This is a genomic window from Kineococcus radiotolerans SRS30216 = ATCC BAA-149 (assembly GCF_000017305.1).
Lineage (GTDB): Bacteria > Actinomycetota > Actinomycetes > Actinomycetales > Kineococcaceae > Kineococcus > Kineococcus radiotolerans.
Window position 1 is genome coordinate 3,529,961 of record NC_009664.2, and the last position, 20,170, is coordinate 3,550,130.

14 protein-coding genes are annotated in these 20,170 nt (G+C 77.8%); 10 read left to right on the forward strand and 4 right to left on the reverse strand.

Annotated elements, in window-relative coordinates; translation table 11 throughout:
• Positions 1–221: 221 nt before the first annotated feature.
• Entirely contained in the window at positions 222–695 is a 474-nt protein-coding gene (locus tag KRAD_RS16775; protein WP_012086838.1) for a sigma factor-like helix-turn-helix DNA-binding protein, read from the forward strand.
• 41 nt (positions 696–736) lie between these two features.
• Here the strand turns inward: KRAD_RS16775 and KRAD_RS16780 are convergent, their stop codons facing one another.
• A complete protein-coding gene (locus tag KRAD_RS16780) occupies positions 737–1,687 on the reverse strand; it encodes a helix-turn-helix domain-containing protein (RefSeq protein ID WP_049821254.1) in 951 nt (316 codons plus the stop codon).
• 195 nt (positions 1,688–1,882) lie between these two features.
• Here KRAD_RS16780 and KRAD_RS16785 point away from each other — a divergent pair, with 195 nt between their 5' ends.
• Positions 1,883–4,714: a helix-turn-helix transcriptional regulator gene (locus KRAD_RS16785; protein WP_041292172.1), complete on the forward strand. Its 2,832-nt coding sequence runs from the start codon at positions 1,883–1,885 to the stop codon at positions 4,712–4,714.
• On the opposite strand, the gene KRAD_RS16790 is transcribed toward KRAD_RS16785, so the two are convergent.
• Positions 4,695–6,947, reverse strand: coding sequence for a glycoside hydrolase family 3 C-terminal domain-containing protein (locus KRAD_RS16790; protein ID WP_012086841.1), 2,253 nt, complete (start codon positions 6,945–6,947; stop codon positions 4,695–4,697). The two genes, KRAD_RS16785 and KRAD_RS16790, sit on opposite strands and share 20 nt — an antisense overlap.
• Before the next feature lie 119 nt (positions 6,948–7,066).
• Between KRAD_RS16790 and KRAD_RS16795 the strand changes: the two genes are divergently transcribed.
• On the forward strand, positions 7,067–7,981 hold the full coding sequence (locus tag KRAD_RS16795; RefSeq protein WP_012086842.1) for a ComEA family DNA-binding protein: 915 nt from the start codon (positions 7,067–7,069) through the stop codon (positions 7,979–7,981).
• On the forward strand, positions 7,978–10,380 hold the full coding sequence (locus tag KRAD_RS16800; protein WP_012086843.1) for a ComEC/Rec2 family competence protein: 2,403 nt from the start codon (positions 7,978–7,980) through the stop codon (positions 10,378–10,380). Before KRAD_RS16795 ends, KRAD_RS16800 begins: the two co-directional genes overlap by 4 nt.
• Before the next feature lie 32 nt (positions 10,381–10,412).
• Here KRAD_RS16800 and KRAD_RS24530 read toward each other — a convergent pair whose 3' ends face one another.
• Positions 10,413–12,209: a CYTH and CHAD domain-containing protein gene (locus KRAD_RS24530; protein WP_012086844.1), complete on the reverse strand. Its 1,797-nt coding sequence runs from the start codon at positions 12,207–12,209 to the stop codon at positions 10,413–10,415.
• Between the two features lie 120 nt (positions 12,210–12,329).
• Positions 12,330–13,280 (reverse strand): sugar phosphate isomerase/epimerase family protein, encoded by a 951-nt coding sequence (locus KRAD_RS16810; protein WP_012086845.1) that lies wholly within the window; start codon positions 13,278–13,280, stop codon positions 12,330–12,332.
• Between the two features lie 231 nt (positions 13,281–13,511).
• On the opposite strand from KRAD_RS16810, the gene KRAD_RS16815 reads away from it, so the two are divergent.
• From KRAD_RS16815 to KRAD_RS16840, 6 genes are read left to right on the forward strand one after another with little or no spacing between them, the layout of a single operon-like run.
• Complete coding sequence (locus tag KRAD_RS16815) at positions 13,512–14,504, forward strand: HD domain-containing protein (RefSeq protein WP_012086846.1); 993 nt, start codon at positions 13,512–13,514, stop codon at positions 14,502–14,504.
• A gap of 20 nt (positions 14,505–14,524) precedes the next feature.
• Positions 14,525–15,586 (forward strand): Gfo/Idh/MocA family protein, encoded by a 1,062-nt coding sequence (locus KRAD_RS16820; RefSeq protein ID WP_012086847.1) that lies wholly within the window; start codon positions 14,525–14,527, stop codon positions 15,584–15,586.
• A complete protein-coding gene (locus KRAD_RS16825) occupies positions 15,583–16,518 on the forward strand; it encodes an MBL fold metallo-hydrolase (RefSeq protein ID WP_012086848.1) in 936 nt (311 codons plus the stop codon). The genes KRAD_RS16820 and KRAD_RS16825 overlap by 4 nt, the downstream gene beginning before the upstream one ends.
• Positions 16,515–18,086, forward strand: a complete 1,572-nt coding sequence (locus tag KRAD_RS16830; protein ID WP_012086849.1) for a YcaO-like family protein — start codon at positions 16,515–16,517, stop codon at positions 18,084–18,086. Before KRAD_RS16825 ends, KRAD_RS16830 begins: the two co-directional genes overlap by 4 nt.
• Positions 18,083–19,390, forward strand: coding sequence for a glycosyltransferase family 4 protein (locus KRAD_RS16835; protein ID WP_012086850.1), 1,308 nt, complete (start codon positions 18,083–18,085; stop codon positions 19,388–19,390). Before KRAD_RS16830 ends, KRAD_RS16835 begins: the two co-directional genes overlap by 4 nt.
• A complete protein-coding gene (locus KRAD_RS16840) occupies positions 19,387–20,148 on the forward strand; it encodes a PIG-L family deacetylase (protein WP_012086851.1) in 762 nt (253 codons plus the stop codon). The genes KRAD_RS16835 and KRAD_RS16840 overlap by 4 nt, the downstream gene beginning before the upstream one ends.
• Positions 20,149–20,170 lie beyond the last annotated feature (22 nt).

Below are 20,170 nucleotides of genomic sequence, written 5' to 3' on the forward strand. Positions count from 1 at the left end.
ACCGGGGCGCCGGCCGGTTCCGCGAGGGGAACCCGCTCCGCCGGTTCCGCGGGGGGAACCCGTTCCGTCGGTTCCGCGGGGAACGTCCCCGGCCGGGGTTCCCCCGTCCTCCGGGAGGGGTTTCCCGTCGGGGGCGTGGTCGGCCGTCCCGGTCTCGCCCGTCCGATCCCACCCGCTGCAGCGCCCGCGTCGGCCCCGGCGGAACCGGGAGGGGACCGCTCGTGAGCCAGGGGTTCGAGGAGTTCGTCGTCCGGCGCGGGCCGGCGCTGCAACGGCTGGCCCGGGGACTGGTGCGCGACCCCGCCGACGCCGCCGACGTCGTCGAGGAGGTCCTGGCCCGGGCGCTGCTGGGGTGGCGGCGCATCGGGGACGGGGCCGACCCCGTCGTCCAGGTGGACCGCATGCTCGTCCGCGAGAGCGCCGCCCGGCGACGGCGCAGGGTGCGCGGGCGGCGGCCCCCCGCCGCGGCGACCGTTCCCCCCGGCGCCGGCAACGGCCCCGACGACCGCGACGCGCTGCTCGCGGCGGTGCGCGCCCTGCCGCCCGCGCAGCGCGCCGCGGTGGCCCTGCGCCACCTGGACGGCCTGTCCGACGAGCGCATCGCCGCCGTCCTGGGCACGACCCCCGCCGCGGTGCGCGCCGACGCCGACCGGGGCCTGGCCGCCCTGCGGGCCCGGGTGCCGTCGCCCTCGTGAGCGGCCCCCGGTGGGGTGCGCAGCCCACCGGCGGGGCGGGTTCAGCGGCGGAGCGGGTCCCGGGTGACCGCGTGGGGGAGGGGGCGCCGGGCGGCGGGCACGCGACGGCCGGGGGCCGGGGCGGACCGGGGAGCGGTCCCCTCGGACGGGTTCCCGGCCGGGGACGTCGCCCCGCCCGGTCCCGCCTCCGCGGTCAGGGCCCGCAGCGCGGCCTCGCCGGCGCTGCCGGCGTCGGCGTGGAAGAACCTCAGGAGGTGACCGGGGCGGTGCGGGACGGCGAGGTCCTGCCACCGCAGCTCCACGGTCCCCCAGCCCCGCACGGGGCAGGGCACGCGACCGGAGGCGCTCGAGGGCAGCTCGTGCGACGCCCACCACGTGCGGAAGTCCGGGTCGCGCACGGAGAGGGTGCCCACCACCTCCTGCAGGCGGGGGTCGTCGAGGTCCGCCGTCAGGCGCAGGGCCGCGACCAGCCCCCGGGCGTGGGCGGCCCACCCGGGCAGGGTGAGCTTCACCTCCGGCGCGAAGGTGTGCAGCACCAGGTTGCTCCCGCAGCGCCAGGCGTCGTGCTGCGCGGCCCGGGCCGCCGCGTTGACCGCGATCACGTCCTTGTTCGGGTCCAGCAGGACCACCGGCCCGTGCGACAGCCCGTCCATCGCGGCCAGCAGGTCCGGGTCGACCGGCCCCGGCCCGCCCGCCGGCCGCTGCGGCCGCAGCGGGGGGAACAGCAGCCGCAGCAGGTACCGGCCCTGGTTCTCGTCCAGCCGCAGCGCCCGGGCCAGCGCCGAGAGCACCTGCTGCGACGGCTGGTGGTCCCGGCCCTGCTCCAGGCGCAGGTAGTACTCCGGGCTGATGCCCGCGAGCGCGGCGACCTCCTCGCGCCGCAACCCGGGGACCCGGCGCCCCGCCTCGCGGACCAGCCCGACGTCCTCGGGCTGGAGCGCGTCACGCCGGGAACGCAGGAAATCACCGATCGGGGCCGGCCCGTTGCTCACTGCGTCGTCCTCCACCGTCGTCGACCCCGGGGACGGGGCGTGGCCGCAGTCAAGCCGCTGCGCCCGCCGCGCACCTCGCACGATCGTGCGAGGTCGTCGGACGCGGTTCCCGGCCCGCGGGCGCGGACCCGGGACCCCCTCCGAGGGGGCGCTGGCAGAATGCTCCGGCGTGGGGGTGGTGCGGAGGTGCGGGGCGTGAACCGTCTCCATGGACGTGATCACGAGCTCCGGCGGGCCGCCGCGGTCCTCGCGGGCACCCGCCGCTCCGGCGGCACCGGCCTGCTGACCGTCGAGGGCGCCCCCGGCATCGGCAAGAGCACGTTCCTGCGGGCCGTCGCCGCCCTGGCCCGGCAGCAGGGGTACCGGGTCGGCAGCGGGAGCGCGGAGGAGTCCTCGCGGATGCTCCCCCTCACCACGCTGCTGTCCGCCCTGCGGTCGGGGCCGGAGCCGCTGCTGTCCGAGGAGGACTTCGCCGAGCTCGGGGGCCTCTACGACCGCCAGCCGTGGCTCGTCGAGCGCCTCGCGGACGCCCTCGCCGTCCCCGCCGCGCACGGGCCGGTGCTCGTGCTGCTGGACGACGTGCAGTGGAGCGACCAGCTCAGCGTCGTCGCCCTGCGCGTCGTCCTCGGCCGCCTCGCCCGCCAACCGGTCTGCTGGGTCCTGGCCGGGCGGCCCGACCCCGGGGGAGCGCTGGACCGGGTGGCCGGCGCCGCCCGCCACCTCGTGACCGTCTCGCGGCTCACCCTGGGGCCGCTGGACGCCGACGCCGTGGAGGGGCTGGCGCGCGAGGAGCTCGGCGGCGAGCCCGACCCCGCCCTGCGGCGGCTGCTGGCGCGCGCCGGCGGGCACCCCCTGCTGGTCAGCTCCCTCCTCGCCGGCTGGCGCCCGGGACCGGGCGGGACCGACCCCGCGCCCGCCGCCGCGGGGGCGGCGCTGCCCCACCAGCTCATCCTCGCCGTGCGCCACCAGCTGAGCACCCTCCCGCCGGGGGCGGTGGAGCTGCTGCGCACCGGGGCGGTGCTGGGGCGCCGCTTCACCCTCGCCGACGTCTCCGAGGTGACCCGGCAGCCGGCGGCCCGGCTGATGGCGCCCCTGGAGGAGGCCGTGCGGGCCGGGCTGCTGCACGAGGACGGCGACGGCGTCGCCTTCCGCCACGACCTCGTGCGCCAGGCCGTCCACGACGACCTGCCGGTGTCCCTGCGCGCCGCCGTGCACCGCGACATCGCGGCCGTGATGACGCGCCAGCGCCGCCCCGCGGCGCACGTCGCCCCCCACGTGCTCGGGCAGTGGCCCCGCTCCGGCGCCGTGACCGCGACCCCCGAGGAACGGCGCGCCGCGGCGGACGTGCTGCGCGCCGCGGCCGGCGAGATCGCCCGGGCCACCCCGGCCGCGGCCGCCGACCTCCTCCAGCGCGCGCTGGACCTGCTGCCCCCCGACAGCCCCGAGCGCCTCGACGTCGGCCTGGAGGCGCTGACCGCCGCCGCCGCCGGCCTGCAGGTGGAGGCCGCGGCCGAGCTCGGCCGCACCCTGCTGCGCGGCACCACCACCGCCGGGGACGCCGCCCGCGTCTGGTGGCACCTCGCCCGGCCGCTGCGGGCGCTGTCCGCCGACGAGGAGCTCCAGCGGGGGACGGCGCAGGCCCTGGCCGCCCTGCCCCCCGGCGACGACGCCGCCTCCGCTCCCGCCCGCCTGCGGCTGCGCGCCGTGCACGCCCAGGCGTCCAGCCGGGGCCCCGACGGCGCCGCCGCGGCCGAGGAGGCCCGGGGGGTGCTCCAGGACGCCCTGCGCCTGGAGGACACCGCCGCCGCGGAGGCCGCCCTCGTCGCCCTGGCCGAGGCCGCGGCGTGGCAGGGCCGCCACCACGAGGCCCTCGTCCCCGCCCGCGAGGCCCGCCTGCGCCACGGGGGGCCACCGCGCTCCGCCGAGATCGCCGCCCTGACGGGCCTGGAGCGCTACGACGAGGCCCGCGCCCTGCTGGCCGAGGCCGCTGAGGTGCACCGCTCCGACGCCTGGGAGACCCTGCCGGAGCACGCGTGGCGCCGCGCCCTGCTGGAGCTCTACGCCGGGCGCACCTCCCTCGCCCAGGTCGAGGCCGAGCACCTGCTCCGGCTGGGGGAGGACTTCGAGGAGTTCGCCCTCTACCGGGCCGAGGCGCACTGCGTCCTGGCCCGCATCGTCGGCACCCGGGGCGACACCGCCACCGGCCGCCGCCACGTGGAGGCGGCCCGCGCGCTGCTGGCCCCGCGCAACGTGTGGCAGCGCCTGACCCTGCACGTCGTCGACGGGCGCCTGGCCGAGGGGGCCGGTGACGACCGGGCCGCCGTGGCGGCCTTCTCCCGCGCCCTGGACCTGCGCCGCGAGCACGCCCTGCTCGGGGCGGGACCGGACTACGACTCCGCCCCGCAGATCGTGCGGGTGGCGCTGCGGGCCGGGGCCCCCGCGCTCGCCGAGGACTCGGCGGCCAACGCCGCCGGCTACGCCGAGCGCAACCCCGGCGTCCCCGGCATCCAGGGCATCGCGCTGCACGCCCGCGCCCTCGTCGACGGCGACGTGGACCGGCTGGGCGAGGCCGTGCGGGTCCTGGCGACCGGGCCGAGGGTGCCCGTGCACTCGGTGGCCGCCGGCGACCTCGCCGCCCTGCTCGCCGTCGCGCGGCGGCGCGCGGAGGCCGTGGAGGCCTGGCGCCGGGCCAGCGACGCCCTGGCGGCCTGGGGCGCCAGCACCGTCATCGTCGACCCGCGCGCGCTGGCCCTGCGGTCCCGCGGCGGCAGGGCCGAACCCGCCGGCGGGACCCGTCCGGTCAGCGGCTGGGAAGCGCTCACGGGCGCCGAGCGGCGCGTGGCCGAACGCGCCGGCCGGGGCGGCACGAACCGGTCCATCGCCGAGGAGCTGGGCGTCTCGCCCCACACCGTCAGCACCCACCTGCGGGCGGTCTTCGGGAAGCTCGGCATCAACTCCCGCGTCCAGCTGGCGCACGTCGTCGCCACCCGCCCGGACGCGGGGGAGCTCACGCGTTCGCGTCCGTGACGAGCTGCGCCAGGTCCTCCTCGGGGAGGGGGAACCCGGGGAAACGGGTGAGGCGCTGCAGCGGGATGGCCCGCATCATCTGCCCGTTGCGCGGGTCGAAGAGCATCTCCATCCACGGGGTCCCCCGCAGCGCGTCGCGGACGCGGCCCCCCACGACGGGGTGCGCGAGCCACTGCTCCGCCTCGGAGTCCACGGCGAGGGGGAGGCCGACCTCGTCGCCGGGCAGCTCGACCGTGCGCGCGAGGCGGATGTCGCGGGAGGAGGAACCGACGCGGATCCCGAACTCGCCGCCCTCCACGACCCAGCGGCGCGCCACGTCGTGCCAGAAGGCGAACGCGCGCTGGTCGAGGGTGACGACGACCTCACGGCTCTCGCCGGGTTCCAGGGTGACCCGGGCGAAGCCCTTGAGCTCCTGCTCGGGGCGGAACACCGTCGACTCGGTGTCGGCGACGTAGACCTGGACGACCTCGGAACCGGCCACGGCGCCGGAGTTGCGGACCGTGACGTGCACGTCGAGGCCGGTGTCCCCGGCGACCAGTTCCAGGCCGGAGTAGTCGAACGTCGTGTAGGACAGGCCGTGGCCGAACGCGGCGGCGACGGGCAGGGACCGCGCGTCGTACCAGCGGTAGCCGATGAGCAGGCCCTCGCCGTAGCGGACGTGGCCGTGCTCGCCGGGGAAGTTCCCCACGGTGGGGTTGTCGCGGTAGTGCAGCGGGATCGTCTCGGCGAGCCTGCCCGAGGGGTTCGCGGCCCCGGACAGCAGGTCCGCGACGGCGAGGCCCCCGGCCTGCCCGCCGAGCCAGCCCTCCAGCACCGCGGGGACCGCGTCCCACCACGGTTCGAGGTTCACGACGGACCCGTTGGCGAGGACGACGACGGTGTTCGGGTTCGCCGCGACGACCCGGTCGAGGAGGTCGAGCTGCGCGGGCGGCAGGTTGGTGTGCTCCCGGTCGTAGCCCTCGGACTCGTAGGCGGCGGGCAGGCCCAGGAACAGCACGACGACCTCGGCGGCGGCGGCGTGGGCGACGGCCTCGGCGACCAGTCCCGGCTGGACCTCCTCGTCCTCGGGGACGAAACCGGCGGCGAAGGTGACCTCGCGGGCACCGGCGAACCGCTCCCGCAGGGCGCCGAGCGCGTCGTCGAGCCGGGTCGGGTTCACCTGGGAACTGCCCGCTCCCTGGTAGCGGGGGGTGCGGGCGAACTCGCCGACGACGGCGACCGGGCCGCCGGTCGCCGCCAGGGGCAGCGCGTTCCCGTCGTTCTTCAGCAGGACCGCGCTCTGGATCGCGGCCTCGCGGGCGAGGGCGTGGTGGGCCGCGGCGTCGAAGGAACCCGGTTCGGCCAGCGCGGGCCGGGACTTCCCCACCAGTTCCAGCACGCGCAGGGCGCACCGGTCCACGTCATCCACCGACAGGGTCCCGGCGGCGACGGCGTCGAGGACGCGCCGGGTTCCCGCGCCCGAGGACGACGGCATCTCCAGGTCGAGACCGGCGCGGACGCCGTCCTCGCGGACGTCGACCGCGCCCCAGTCGGAGACGACGAGGCCCTCGAAACCCCACTCCTCGCGCAGGACCGTCGTCAGCAGCCACGGGTCCTGCGAGGCGTAGACGCCGTTGATCCGGTTGTAGGAGCACATGACCGTCCACGGCTGCGCCGTCCGCACGACCCGCTCGAAGGCGGTGAGGTAGATCTCCCGCAGCGTGCGCTCGTCGACGTCGGCGGAGACCGTCATCCGCTGCGTCTCCTGGTTGTTGGCCGCGAAGTGCTTCAGCGACGTGCCCACGCCCTGGCTCTGGATCCCCTGGACCACCGCGGCCGCGAGGTCGCCGGCGAGCAGCGGGTCCTCGGAGAAGTACTCGAAGTTCCGCCCGCACAGCGGGGAGCGCTTCATGTTCACCCCCGGGCCCAGCAGGACCGAAACCCCCTCGGCGCGGGTCTCGCGGCCCAGGGCCTCCCCGACGCGGCGCAGCAGGTCGACGTCCCACGAGGACGCCAGGCCGGCGGCCGGGGGGAAGCAGGTGGCGGGGACGCTGGCGTCGAGGCCGAGGTGGTCGCCGCCCTCGGTCTGCTTGCGCAGCCCGTGCGGGCCGTCGGTGACCATGAGCGCCGGGATCCCCAGGCGCTCGACGGGTTCGGTGTGCCAGAAGTCCGAACCGTCCAGCAGGGCGGCCTTCTCCTCCAGGGTCAGCTGCGCGAGCAGCGCCTGCGGGGTGGGGACGGCGGTGTCGGTCATGCCGGGCAGGCTACCCACCGCCGCCGCCGCGGTCTCCACAACGGCGGACCGGGTTCCGCCGTCCACCGCCCCGGGCCGGGACGGGCCGGGAACCCCGCCGACCTGCTTAGCGTGCCCGGGTGCCCTCCTCCTACCACCCGCGCGAGCCCGCGCACCGGGCCCGCGCGCTCGCGTCCCGGCAGTACCGCCGGGTGGACCCGGCCGCGCGGGAGTCCGCTCCGGACCCCGACGGGGAGTCCAGCGGGGAGTTCGACCGGGAATTCGACGGGGAAATCGACGAGGGGCTCGGCGGGGAGTTCGACGGGGGGTCCAGCGGGGAGTTCGACGAGGGGCCCGGCACCCCCGTCCCGCGCACCGGCCCGGTCGCGGAGCTGACCCGCCGCCTCGCCGACCGCACCCCGCCGGGGATCCGGGCGGCGCGGGTGCGGGTGGGCCCGCGCGCGGCGGCGGGGGCCCTGCTCGTCGCGGTGCTGGTGGCCGCCGGGCTGGGGTTCGCCGCCTGGCGGACCTGGCCCCAGGCCCCCGCCGCGGCGGGGGAGGCGCTGCCGGGACGGGCCGAGCCCCCGGCCCCCACCGCCCCCGCGGCCTCCTCCGCACCGTCGGGGGAACCCCTCGTGGTCGTGCACGTCACCGGCCGCGTGACGGCCCCCGGGCTGGTGACGCTGCCGGCGGGGAGCCGGGTGGGCGACGCGCTCACCGCCGCCGGCGGTGCCCTGCCCGGCGCGGACCTGGACGCGGTGAACCTCGCCCGGGTGCTGGTCGACGGTGAGCAGGTGCTCGTCCCCGTCCCCGGTCAGCACCCCGTCGCCGTCCCCGCCGCCCCCGGGGCCGGGTCCCGGGGCGGGCCGCTGGACCTCAACGCCGCCACCCCGGAGGAGCTGGACGGGCTGCCGGGCGTGGGGGAGGTGCTCGCGGGGCGCATCGTGGCCTGGCGCGAGGAGAACGGCCCCTTCCGCGACGTGGAGGACCTCGGGGAGGTGCCCGGCATCGGGCCCAAGGTGCTGGACGGGCTGCGGGACCTGGTGACCGCGTGAGCGAACCCGTGCTCGACCTGCGCCTGGTGGCGGCCGCGGTCCTGGCCTGGGCCGCGGCCGCCACCGCCGTGGCGCACCCCGCACCGGCCCGGGCCGCGCTGCTCGCGGGCGCCGCCGCCGTCGCCCTGACCGGCGCGGTGCTGCTGGTGACCCGCCGCGGGGCGCGCCCGCTCCTCGTCCTGGTCGCGGTCACCCTGGTGCTGGCCTCCGTCGTGCTGCACCAGGCCCGGGCCGCGCAGGGCGGGACCGCGGACCTGGCCGCCGACCGGGTCGCGGTCAGCGCCACGGGCGTCGTCCGCTCGGACCCGCGGCCGGTCCCGCCGCCGCGCGCCGGCGGCCCGCCGCGCGTCGTGGTCGAGGTGTCGGTGTCCGGGCTGCGCGCCTGCGGTCGGACCCTGTCCCTCGCCGCGCCCGTCACCGTCTTCGCCGACGCCGACGGGTGGTCGCGCGTGCGGCTCGGGCAGCGCGTCGGGTTCCGCGGCCGGCTCGGGCCGGCCGCCGCCGGGGAGCGGGCGGTGGCGGTGGTGTCGGCGACGGGACGACCGGTCGTGCTCGCCGCCCCCGCCGCCCCGTACCGCGGGGCGGAACGGCTGCGGGAGGGGCTGCGCCGGGCCGTCGAGCCCCAGCCCGCCGACGCCCGCGGGCTGCTGCCGGGACTCGTCGTGGGCGACACCTCCCGGCTCCCGGCCGACCTGGAGGAGGCCATGCGGGCGGTGGGGCTCACCCACCTCACCGCCGTGAGCGGCGCCAACACGACCCTGGTGGCCGGGCTCCTCGTGCTGGCGGCCTCCTGGCTGGGGTTCGGGCGTCGGGCCCGGCTCGCGGTCGCCGCCGTCGGCCTCGCCGGGTTCGTCGTCCTGGCCCGCCCCGACCCCAGCGTCCTGCGGGCGGCGGTGATGGGCGCGGTGGGGCTGACCGGCCTCGCGGCGGGACGGCCGGTGCGCGGCGTCCCCGTGCTGGCGACCGCGGTGCTGGCGCTGCTGGTGGCCGACCCGTGGCTGGCGCGGGAGTTCGGGTTCGTGCTCTCGGTGCTCGCCACCGCCGCCCTCGTCCTGCTGGGGTCGCCCTTCGCCCGCCGGCTGGAGGGGCTCGGCCTGCCCCGCGCGGTGGCGCTCGCGCTCGCGGTCCCGGTGGCCGCCCAGGCCGTCTGCGGACCGGTGCTCGTGCTGCTCCAGCCGTCGGTGAACCCGGTGTCCGTCCCCGCGAACGTCCTCGTCGCCCCGGCCGTCGCGCCCGCGACCGTCCTGGGGCTGGCGGCCACGCTGCTGGCGCCGCTGTCGCCGACCGCGGCGACCTGGGCGGCGTGGCCGGCGGGGCTGTGCGCGGGGTGGATCGCGCTCGTCGCCCGCGCCGCCGCGCGGCTGCCCGTCGCGGTGGCGGTGCCCGCCGGGGCGGCGGGCGCGGTGGTGGTCCTCATCCTCACCGCGCTGCTGCTGGGGGCGGGGGCGGCGCTGCTCCGCTCCCGCCGCGCCGGGTCCCGCCCCCGGCGGTGGCTGGCCCTCGCCCTCGCGCTGGTGCTGTCGGGGGCGGGGCTGGTGCGGTGCGCACCGCGGTGGGGAGGGCCGTCGGGGCCCTGGCCGCCACCGGACTGGCTCGTCGTCGGGTGCGACGTGGGGCAGGGCGACGCGGTGGTGCTGCGCTCGGGGCCCACCGCCGGGGTCCTGGTGGACGCCGGCCCCGACGACGTCCTGGTCGACGGCTGCCTGGACCGGCTGGGGCTGGACCGCCTCGACGCGGTGGTGCTGACCCACTTCCACGCCGACCACGTCGGGGGCCTGGCCGGGGCCCTGCGGGGGCGGGAGGTGGGGGCGGTGCTGGTCTCCCCGCTGGCCGTGCAGCCCACGGCCGCCCGGGTGGAGCGGCTCACCGCCGAGGCGGGCGCCGCGGTGGCGGTGGTGAGCGCCGGGCGGCGCGGGTCCGCCGGGACGGTGACCTGGACCGCGCTCGGGCCACCCGCCCGGGTGGCCGGCGCGACCGCGCCGGACTCCTCGCAGGTCAACGACTCCAGCGTCGCCCTGCTCGCCGACGTCGGCGGGGTGCGGGTGCTGCTGACCGGGGACCTCGAGCGCGACGGGCAGCGGCGCGCGCTGGCCGAGGTGCCCGCCGGGACGACGGTCGACGTGGTGAAGGTCGCCCACCACGGCTCCGCGAACCAGTTCCCGGGCCTCTACACCCGGTTGCGCCCGCGGGTCGCGGTCGTGGAGGTCGGTGAGGTCAACGACTACGGCCACCCCGCGGCCTCGACGCTGGAGCTGCTCGCCGCGACGGGGACGCGGGTCCTGCGCACCGACACCGGCGGGGACGTGGCCCTCGCCGGGTCGCCGGCGGCGCTGCGGACGCTGGTGCGGGGGTCGGACCCCGCCCAGGCCGCGCGCCGGGCGCGCTACGGCGACGGGTGAACCCGCCGCCCCGCGCCCGGCGCGGCCTCACGTCACCGCAGCCAGCGGTGCAGGCGCCCGGCCTGCAGGGACTTCCAGGTCTCCTCGAAGTCGGCTTCGCTGGCGGCGGCGTGCGCCTCCTCCTGGGCGAAGAGCCGCCCGTAGGCGAAGGCCACCTCCGGGCGCGCCGAGGCGGCCAGGTCGCGCAGCTGCTGACGGGTGACCACGGAGTCCTGGTGCTCGCCCAGCACCTCCTGGGCGTCGGTGACGGCGCGGGCGAACCGCGTCGCGTCCTTGCCGAAGACCACCGCCACCGCCTCCGCGGCGTAGCGCACCTGCTTGGCGGCCTTGCGGGCCTCGTGCAGCAGCTCGTCGCGCTCGGCGCCGGCCTCGGCGCGGTAGGCGTGCTCGACCAGCCCGGACAGCGTCTCGAAGGTCTTCGCCACCCGGCGGGGCAGGACCTTGTCGGCCCGGCGCGCGCCGCGGGAGGTGAACCGCGGGCGTTCCACGAGGTCCTGGAGGTCGTCGAGCAGGGACTGGTACCGCTCGGAGTCCAGCTCGGCCAGCACCCGGTCGTGCGCGGTCCGGTAGGCCCGGCCCAGCTGGTCCGCGACGAGCGCGGGCACGGCCCCGGCGGCCGCGGGGTCGGCCGGCTGGAGCTCGGGGGCCACGTCGAGGGTGGCGACCGAGCGCACCAGGCGGTCCCGCAGCACCTCGGCGTCGCGGGCGGCGCCCAGTTCGGCGGCCAGCCAGCGCAGCTCGTCGCGCAGCGGCTTCGTGGAGCGGGCCAGCAGCGGCTGGAAGGTCCGCAGCGCGCTGCGCAGGCGGCGGGTCGCCACCCGCATCTTGTGGATGCTGTCGGGTTCGTCGCTGCGCACCCGCGGGTCCTGGTCCAGGACCTGCTGGACCTGCTCGGCCAGGTGCACCACGAGGACGTCACCGGCCCGGGACCGGGCGGTGAGCTGCTTGCGCCGGGGACCGGCGTGCTCGAGGACGCGGGGAGCGGACTCCGCGCGGGTCGGCGCGGTCTGCTCCTCCACCGCCGGCTCGGACGGCGCGGGGGCCTCGGCGGAGTCGGGCGCTCCGGCGGGCTCGGTCGTCTCGGTGGGCTCGGTGGGCTCGGTGGGCTCGGTGGGCTCGGTGGGCTCGGTCGTCTCAGCGGGCTCGGCGGCTCCAGTCGTCTCCGCGGGCTCGGGCGCCCCGGTGCCGCCGGAGAGGACCCGGCTCAGCTTGGAGCTGCTGCTCGAGACCCGCAGCCCCGCGGCCCGCAGCCCGGCGTCCACGGCCTCGAAGACCGCGCGGTCGCCCTCGACGATCTCCAGCTCCACCTCGCGCCAGGTCTGCACGGCCCCGGCCGCCTCGCCCGCGCCGTCCAGCGGGAGCAGGCGGCGGGCCTCGACGACGTCGTCGGCGAGCTCCAGCAGGCGGGTGCCGGTGGCGTCGAGCACCGAGCGGACGCTGCGGTGGGTGTTCACCCGGGCCACCGGGACGAGCGGGCTCCCGCCGGTGAGCTCCTCGACCAGCCGCCGCAGCGCGGCGGGCACGGTCCGCACGGCGCGCCCCAGCGGGAGGCGCTGCTCGACGCGGGCCCCGGCGTCGCCGGGGGTCTTCAGGTGCCAGCCGGCGTCGGTGCCGCCGGTGCGCCGGCGCAGGGTGGTGCGGGCCGCGCTGAGGCGCAGGTCAACGGTGTCGAAGTACGTCGCCTCGAGGTCGAACTCCCCGAGGTCGCCCTCCCGGTAACCCCGCTCGGCGGCCTCGGGCAGAGCCCGCAGCAGCGCGGGCAGGGCGGGCAGGTCGAGACCGGGTTCCAGCTCGTACTTGACTTCGATTTCCTCGTGCGTGCTGACCATGGTGCAGTTCTACCGTCAGCCACCCCGCCGCGCCCGTCGTCGGCCCGGGCCGCGACGGCCGGACGCCCCGCGCCGCCGCCCCGGCCGAGCCCACGGCCCCCCCTGGGCGGGAGGGACCCCTCAGCGCGCCGGGGCCGGTGCGGCCGCCCCGGGCTCGAACGCGGAGAGGTCGATCGCGCCGCGCCCGCGGGACAGCGACGGGAACCGCTGGAGCAGGAACTCCCGGCTGCGCAGCGCGGCCTCGCGGTGCACGGGGTCGTGGTCGTACAGCTCCACGCTGATCCACCCCCCGTAGCCCGCGTCGAGGACCGCGCCCACGGCGTCGAAGTCCACGTCCCCGTCGCCGGGGACGAGGTGGGCGTGCACCCGGTCGGCGATGTCCTCGACCTGCAGGTGCCGGGTGAGGGGCAGGTGGTGTTCCAGCGAACCCAGCGCGTCGTCCTCGACGACGACGCAGTGCCCGAGGTCCTGGCTCAGCCACAGGTCCGGGCTGCCCGTCCGGGTCAGCAGGGCCGCGACCTGCGCGTTGGTGGCGCAGTGGAAGTCCGGTTCCGGTTCGACGCCCAGCACCGTGCTGCCGCGGGGGAGCCCGGCGGCGTCCAGGGTTTCGTGCAGCGTGTCCAGCAGGACGGCGACGGCCTCGTCCAGCCAGGCGTCGGCCCGGGCGGGGGGCACGTCGGCGCGCCGCCGGCCGGTGGAGAACACCACGAGGGGAACTCCGGCGAGGACCCCGAGGCGGACGCTGCGGCGCAGCAGGTCCAGCCGGCGGGCCCGTTCGGCGGGGTCGGGGTCGACGAGGGCCGGTTCGAAGGCGTTCCCGCTCAGCAGGTGCGGATCGCCGGTGGCGAGGCTGCAGGCGGTGAGCCCGGTCGCGTCGAGCACCGCGCGCAACCGGTCCGCGTCCGCCGCGGAGAACGCCCACGGGTCGACGTGCTGGGCGTTGAGGGAGAGTTCGATGCCGTCGTAGCCGCAGTCGGCGAGCGTGCGGACGGCCTCGTCCAGGCTGACCGACCGCAGGCCGTTCGCGTTGTACGCCAGTCGCGTCGCCGGCGTCGGGGAGGTCTTGGGCACGGGTGCTCCTCGTGTTCGCGGTGCGGCGCAGGCAGGGGGACCGACCGCGAGGCGGTTGTTCCACCGGGCGCCTCCAGCAGGGCACCACGTTTCCGCCTGCCGCGCACGGGGTACGAACCGATCACGGGGAGTGAGAAGCGTCACGGGGGTTCGATGTGCGGACCCGGGAACCCGGTGGCACGGTGACGGCGTGTTCCTCCTCCTCCCGGGCGCTGCCGCTCGAGGTCACCGGTGACCGGGCCCCGAAACTCCGACGTCCCCGCGAACCCCTCCCCGGGGGGGAACTCCGGCCCCGACGAACCGGTGGTCGCCCCCTCGACGCTGCAGCTCCTGCGCGAACTGGCCGATGTGAAGCGCTTGCGCGACGCCCGCGGAACCGGCTCGCTGGCCGACCGGGCCTTCACCCGGTCCTGGCGGACCCTCCTGCGGGACTGGTCCCCGGAACGGGTGCGCGACCTCGCGCTGCGCGAGGTCTCCCACGCCCTGGTGGCGGCTCGCCTCGCCGGGGTCGACGCCGCGGTCCTCGCCACCGCCGGGTTGACCCGCGACGAGCGGCTGGACGTCCTGCGCCGCGCCTTCGACGCCGTCACGGCGACCGCCGAGGGGGGTTTCGGCGACCTCGCCGACCTGCGCGCGGCCCTGGACCCCGAACCCCTCGACGAGGAGCTCCTCCCGCCCGCCCCGGCCTTCGTGGACGCCCTCGTCCGCCAGCCCCGGGCCGGGGCCACCCACCCGGTGCTGCCGCGGGTGGTCGTCGAACCCCCCGAGAGCCACGGGGACCACTGCTTCGTCACCGCCGCGTACTCCGCCCTCGTCGCTCCCCGCTTCGGCGTGGACCGCGGCGAGGCGTTCCTCGTCGCCCTGGCCCACCACCTGCCCAACGGCGACCTGCCCGACGCCGGGTTCGGCGGGGAGGTGCTGCTGGGGGAGCACTACCTCCCCGTGCTGGCCGCCCTGGAGGAACGTTCCCTGCGCCAGCTCCCCCTCGGCCTGGCCGCGCACCTGCGGGACCTGCTGCCCCGGCGGGAGACCACGGACACCGCGGTCGGCCGGGTGTTCAACACCGCCGACGTGCTGGACCGCGTGCTGCAGGTCCACCACCACGCCCGCGCCGCGGGTTTCACCGCGGCCCAGGCCCTCGACGACCTCGACATCGTCCACCCCGGCACCGTCCAGCGGTTCCAGCTCGGCGTGCTCGCCGGTGCCGGCATCCCGGTGCGCTGAAACCCGACCGAGGAGAACCCGTGACCACTCCCGACGACCAGACCGACCCCCGCACCGGCTGGGTCATCGCCGGCGCGGGCTGGGTCGCCCGCGACCACATGGCCCCCGCCCTGGCCGCCTCCGCCACCAGCCGCGTCGTCGCGGTCGTCGACCGGGACCTCGCCGCCGCCCGCGCGCTGGCGGCCCGGTTCCCCGGCGCCGTCGCGCACGACGACCCGGCCACCGCGTTCGCCACCCCCGGCGCGCAGGTGGCCTACGTCGCCACGCCCAACCACGCCCACCGCGAGGTCGCGGTCGCCGCGGCGGAGGCCGGCCTGGCGGTCCTGTGCGAGAAACCCCTCGCCGCGGACCTGGACGACGCCGCGGCCCTGGTCGAGGGGTGCGAACGCGCCGGGGTCGTGGCCGCCACGGCCTTCGACCAGCGGTTCCACCCCGCCCACGAGGTGGTGGCGGAGATGGTGGCCCGCGGTGACCTGGGGACGGTCACCGCCGTCCGCATCGTCTACGCCTGCTGGCTGCCGCCCGGCTGGGCCCCGCCGGGCAGCACGACCGGCGACAACTGGCGCGTCGACCCCGTCCGGGCCGGCGGCGGCGCCTACGTCGACCTGGCCCCGCACGGGCTGGACCTCGTCGGGACGCTGCTCGGCGAGGACGTCGTCACCGCCACCACCCACCTGCAGCACCGCGTGCACGACTACGCCGTCGACGACGGGTCCGTCCTCGTCGGCAGCACGTCCTCCGGTGTGCTGGTGACGATCTCGAACTCCTTCAACACCGTGGAGACCTTGCCGCGCCGGCGGCTGGAGATCGTCGGGACCGCGGGGCAGCTCGTCGCCACCGATACCATGGGGCAGGACGCCGGGGGGCGCGTGGAGTTCCTCGACGCCACCACCGGGGAGTCCCGCGACGTCGAGTTCGACCGCGAGACCTCCCCGTTCACGGGGGAGCTGCGCGCCCTCGAGGCCGCGGTGACCGGCGGCGGGGACTGGCGGTTCCCGATGTCGCGCGACCTGCACCTGCTGCGCCTGCTGCACGGCGCGCTCACCGTCCAGGAGACCCGACCCGCGGAGGCACGACGATGACCGGTCCCGACGACTCCCACGCCCTGCGCGGGGTCCGCGCCGGGGAACTCGCCCCGCTGCCCACCCGGGCCCACCGCACGCACCGGGCGTACTCCTGCACGAACTGCGGGCACTGGCAGCGGTGGTTCGCCACCACCCCGCCGCCCTCGTGCCCGGTGTGCTCCGACGTGCGCAACGAACTGCCCGTCGAGGGGTTCGCGTTCCTGCGCGAGACGGAGGTCGACGCCCTCGTCACGACCTCGTGGCGCGAGGCGGTCCCGGGGGTGACGGAGTTCTGGTGCGACCCCGTCGTGGGCCTGGGCTCCCACGGCTGGGTGCTGGAGACCGCCGACGGGCTGCTCGGCTTCGAGGCCGCCCCGTGGTACTCCGCCGACGCGCTGGCCGAGCTGCGCCGGCGCGGCGGGTTGCGCGTGCTCGCCTCCAGCCACGTCCACGGCTTCGGCGGCCTGTGGCAGTTGCAGGACGAGCTCGACCCGCCCGTCGTGTCGGTCGGCGTCCACGACCTCACCTGGACCAAGGCGTTCCGCGTCACCTGGCCCGCCGACGACGAGACCGAGCTCGCCCCGGGCATCACCCTGCACCGCACCGGGGGCCACTTCCCCGGGCACAGCGTCCTGCACGACGCCGGCCGCGGCCTGCTCTTCTGCGGGGACTCCCTCAAGATCGACCTCGACGAGCACGGGAACCCCGCCGCGCTCAGCGCCCACAAGGCGTTCCACGCCCAGATCCCGCTCTCGCGCGCGGAACTGCGCAGCGTGCGCGAGATCCTCGGCGCGCTGGGGTTCGACACCGTCTTCAGCCCGTTCGAGTTCGCCCGCGGCGTCACCACCCGCCACGTCGTCGCCCTGGTCGACCACATGCTCACCCACCCCCCGTCGGCGGCCCCGGTGCCCTTCGACCTCCTCGACGAGAACGTGAGGGTCTTCGCGTGAACCCACCCGCCCTGCGGTCCCTGACCGTCGACCACCCCGTGCGGGAGGACGGCGACCACCGCGCCACCGAGCGCTTCCGCGACGTCCTCGGCGAGCGCGACCGGTTCCAGTTCCCCACCTACCGCCTCGACACCGTGGGCGTCCCGTCGTGGTGGACGATCGCGGCGACGGGCGCCGCGGGGGCGGCGGCCATCGGCCACGGCTACGGCGCCACCGACGCCGACGCGCGCCGCTCCAGCTGGGGCGAGTCCGCGGAACTGGGGCTGCTGCGGCGCCGGGTCTCCACCCTGGAGCACCGGCGCGGGACCCGCGCCGAGCTGGTCGCGGAGTTCGGCGCCGACGCCGTCCTCGACCCGCCGTCGGTGTGCCTGGACGCGGGATCCCCCTACCACCCCGGTAGCCCGCTGAACTGGCTGCCGCTGCAGCGCTGGGGGACCGGGGAACGGGTCTGGGCCCCCGCCGACGTCGTCCTGCGCGACGCCGACGAACTGCCCGAGGGGTTCGTCGACGACCTCCCGCGCCTGGTGACCCGGCACGGCAACGGGCTCGGCGCCGGCGACAGCCTGGAACGGGCCGTGGCCCACGGCATCGGGGAACTCCTCCAGCGCGACGGCAACGGCACCCGGTTCCGCGCCCTGGACACCGGGATCGTCCTCGACCTCGGGACCGACGACGAGCTCGTCGCCGATCCCGTCACCCGCGACGCGCTGGCCCGGTTGCGGGCGCAGGGCGTGCGCGTCGTCCCCAAGCTCGCCAACGACTGGTGGGGGATCGTCAACGTCACCGTGGTCGGGGCCGACGACGACCCGCTGCAGCCGGTCATGGTCACCGCGGCCGGCGAGGCTGCCCACCCCGACCGCGAGGTCGCCCTGCGCAAGGCCGTCCTGGAGTTCGCCGCCGCGCGCTCGCGCAAGGCCTTCACCCACGGCGACCTCGACGCCGTCCGCCGCATCAGCCCGCCCGGGTACGTGGAGCGCTACGCCGCCGACCCCTCGACCCAGGAGCAGCGCGCGCTGCGCGGGATGCTGGGGTGGCTGGAGCGCGACGCGGCCCAGCTGCGGGAACTGCTGGAACCGGTGGTGCTCGCCGAGCGCAGCCGCCGCCGGTTCGACACCCTGCCCACCTGGAACGCCCCCGAGGGCGCCGACGAGCAGCGGGCCCTGGCCGCGCACCTGGTCGGCCTGCTGCGCGAGCGCGGGTTCGACGTCCTGGTGCTGGACTGCTCCGCCGACGACGTCGCCGTCGCCCGCGTCGTCGTCCCCGGCCTGGAGGTCGAGATCGTCAGCTACGGGCGCATCGGTGAACGGGGCCTGGCCGACCTGCTGGAACGCGGCGACGGGCGCACCGGCCTGCACGGCATCGCCGGCCTCGGCGTCCCCGGGCGCGACGGCGTCCCCGCGGGGGCCGAGCCCGTCCACCTCACCGACGCCGCGCGGGAACGGTTCGGCGCCCCCGCCTGGCTGGACCGGGCCGCGCTGGACCGGGTCCTGGGCGACCTGTACCCGCTGTACCGCGAACCGGCGCTGCACGCGGCCGCGGTGGCCCGCGCGGAGGGGTGGACGGCGTGAGGATCTGCTTCGTCAGCCGTCGCTACTGGCCCGCGGTGTCGGGCATGAGCGTCTACGCGGAGAAGCTGCTCGAGGGGCTCGTGGCCCGCGGCCACGACGTCGTGCTGGTCTCGCAGTTCCGCGGCGACCCCACCGGCAGCGCCGTCTACGGCGGCGGGCCGCCGCCGGCGGACCGGGTCCCGGCGGGGGTGCGCGCGGTGGGCCTGGAGGCGCTGGGGGAGCAGCGCGTCGCCGACGGCTCACCCGCCGACTTCGACGCCGACATCGCCGCGATGCGCGCCACCGTCGAGCGCCTGCACGCCGAGGAACCCTTCGACCTCCTGCACGCCCAGTACGCCTGGCCCACCGGGATGGCGGTGCTGGAGGCCTCCGCCGCGCTGGGGCTGCCCTCGGTGGTCAGCGTCCAGGGCGGCGACGGGCACTGGGTCGGGCTGTGCTGCCCGGCGCACTCCCTGGGCATCCGGACCGTCCTGGACCGCGCGGGGGCGGTGCTCATCGGCTCGCGGACCTTCGCCGACGAGGTCGTCGAGCACCACGGCACCGACCCCGCCCGCTTCGACCTCGTGGGCGGGGCCACCGACACCGGCGCGTTCCGCCCCGCCGACGACGCCGCCGCGGGGTCGCTGCCGGGCGCGGGCCCGGTGACGCTGCTGTTCCACGGCCGGGTGGACCGCCGCAAGGGGGTCCTGGACCTCCTCCACGCTCTGGCCACCCTGCGCGCGGAGGAGCGCGACGTGCGGCTGCTGGTCTCCGGGATCGGGCCCGACGTCACCGCCGTCGCCGACCTCGTCGCGGAGCTGGGGCTGGGCGGGGCCGTCGAGCAGCGCGGCTACGTCCCCTACCCCGACGCCCCGGCCGTCTACCGCGACGGGCACGTGTTCGTCTCGCCCACCCAGTCCGAGGGCTTCTCCAACACCATCCTCGAGGCGATGGCCGCGGGCCTGCCCGTGGTGACGACCCGCACCGTCGGGGTCGTCGACTGCGTGCGCGACGGCGAGAACGGCCTGCTGCACGAGGTGGGCGACGTCGCGGGCCTCGTCGCGGCGCTGCGCCGGCTGCTCGACGAGCCGGCGCTGGGCCCGGAGCTGGCCCGGCGGGCGCTCACCGAGGTGCGCGACGTCTGGTCCTGGCCGGCGCTCACGGCGCGCGTCGAGGCGGTCTACGAGCGGGTGGCCGGGAGCGCCCCGGACACCTCGTGGACCGGGCTCGAACCGGCGCGGCGCCCGACCAGCGCGGGGCGGGGGATCGAACCCGCCACCGCCGACGCCGACTGCCGGTTCCTCCGCACCCCCCACCTGCTGTGAGCCCCGCCGAGACCGCCGGGCGCGCGGTGCGGGTCGTGGCGGTGTCCCCGCACCTGGACGACGCCGCGTTCTCCGCCGGGGGGCTGCTGGCGGGGCTGGCCGCGGCGGGGGCGGAGGTCCACGTCGTGACGGTGTTCACCGCCACCGTGCCCGGCCCCACGGGCTTCGCCCTGGCCTGCCAGACCGACAAGGGGCTGCCCCCCGAGGTGGACTACATGGCGCTGCGCCGCGCCGAGGACGCCGCCGCCACCGCGGCGCTGGGGGTGCGGGGCCGGCACCTGCCCCTGGCCGAGGCCCCGCACCGCGGGTACGGCAGCCCCGCGGCGCTCTTCGGCCCCGTCGCGCCCGGCGACGAGGACGGCCCCGACGTCGTGCGCGCCGCCCTGGCCGAGGTGCTGGACGGGTTCCCCGGCCCGGTGGACCTGCTCCTGGGGCCGCAGGCCCTCGGCGACCACGTCGACCACCGCCACGTCCGCGCCGCGGTGGACGCCCTCACCCACGACCGCGGCCTGCCGCTGGCGCGCTGGGCCGACACCCCCTACGTGCTGCGTCCGGGCGCCGACGCCCCCGCCGGGTCCCCCCGGTACCCGACGGGGGAGGAGCTCGACGCCAAGGTCGAGGCCTGCGCCGCCTACGCGACGCAGCTGGGCTTCCAGTTCGACGGGCCGGCCGCGATGACCCGCGCCCTGCGGGCGCTGCCGGAGACCTTCGACCCGCCGCTGCCGGTGCGGGCGGCGGGCCCGCACGCCGGGGACTGACCCCGCTCGATCGTCCCGCGCC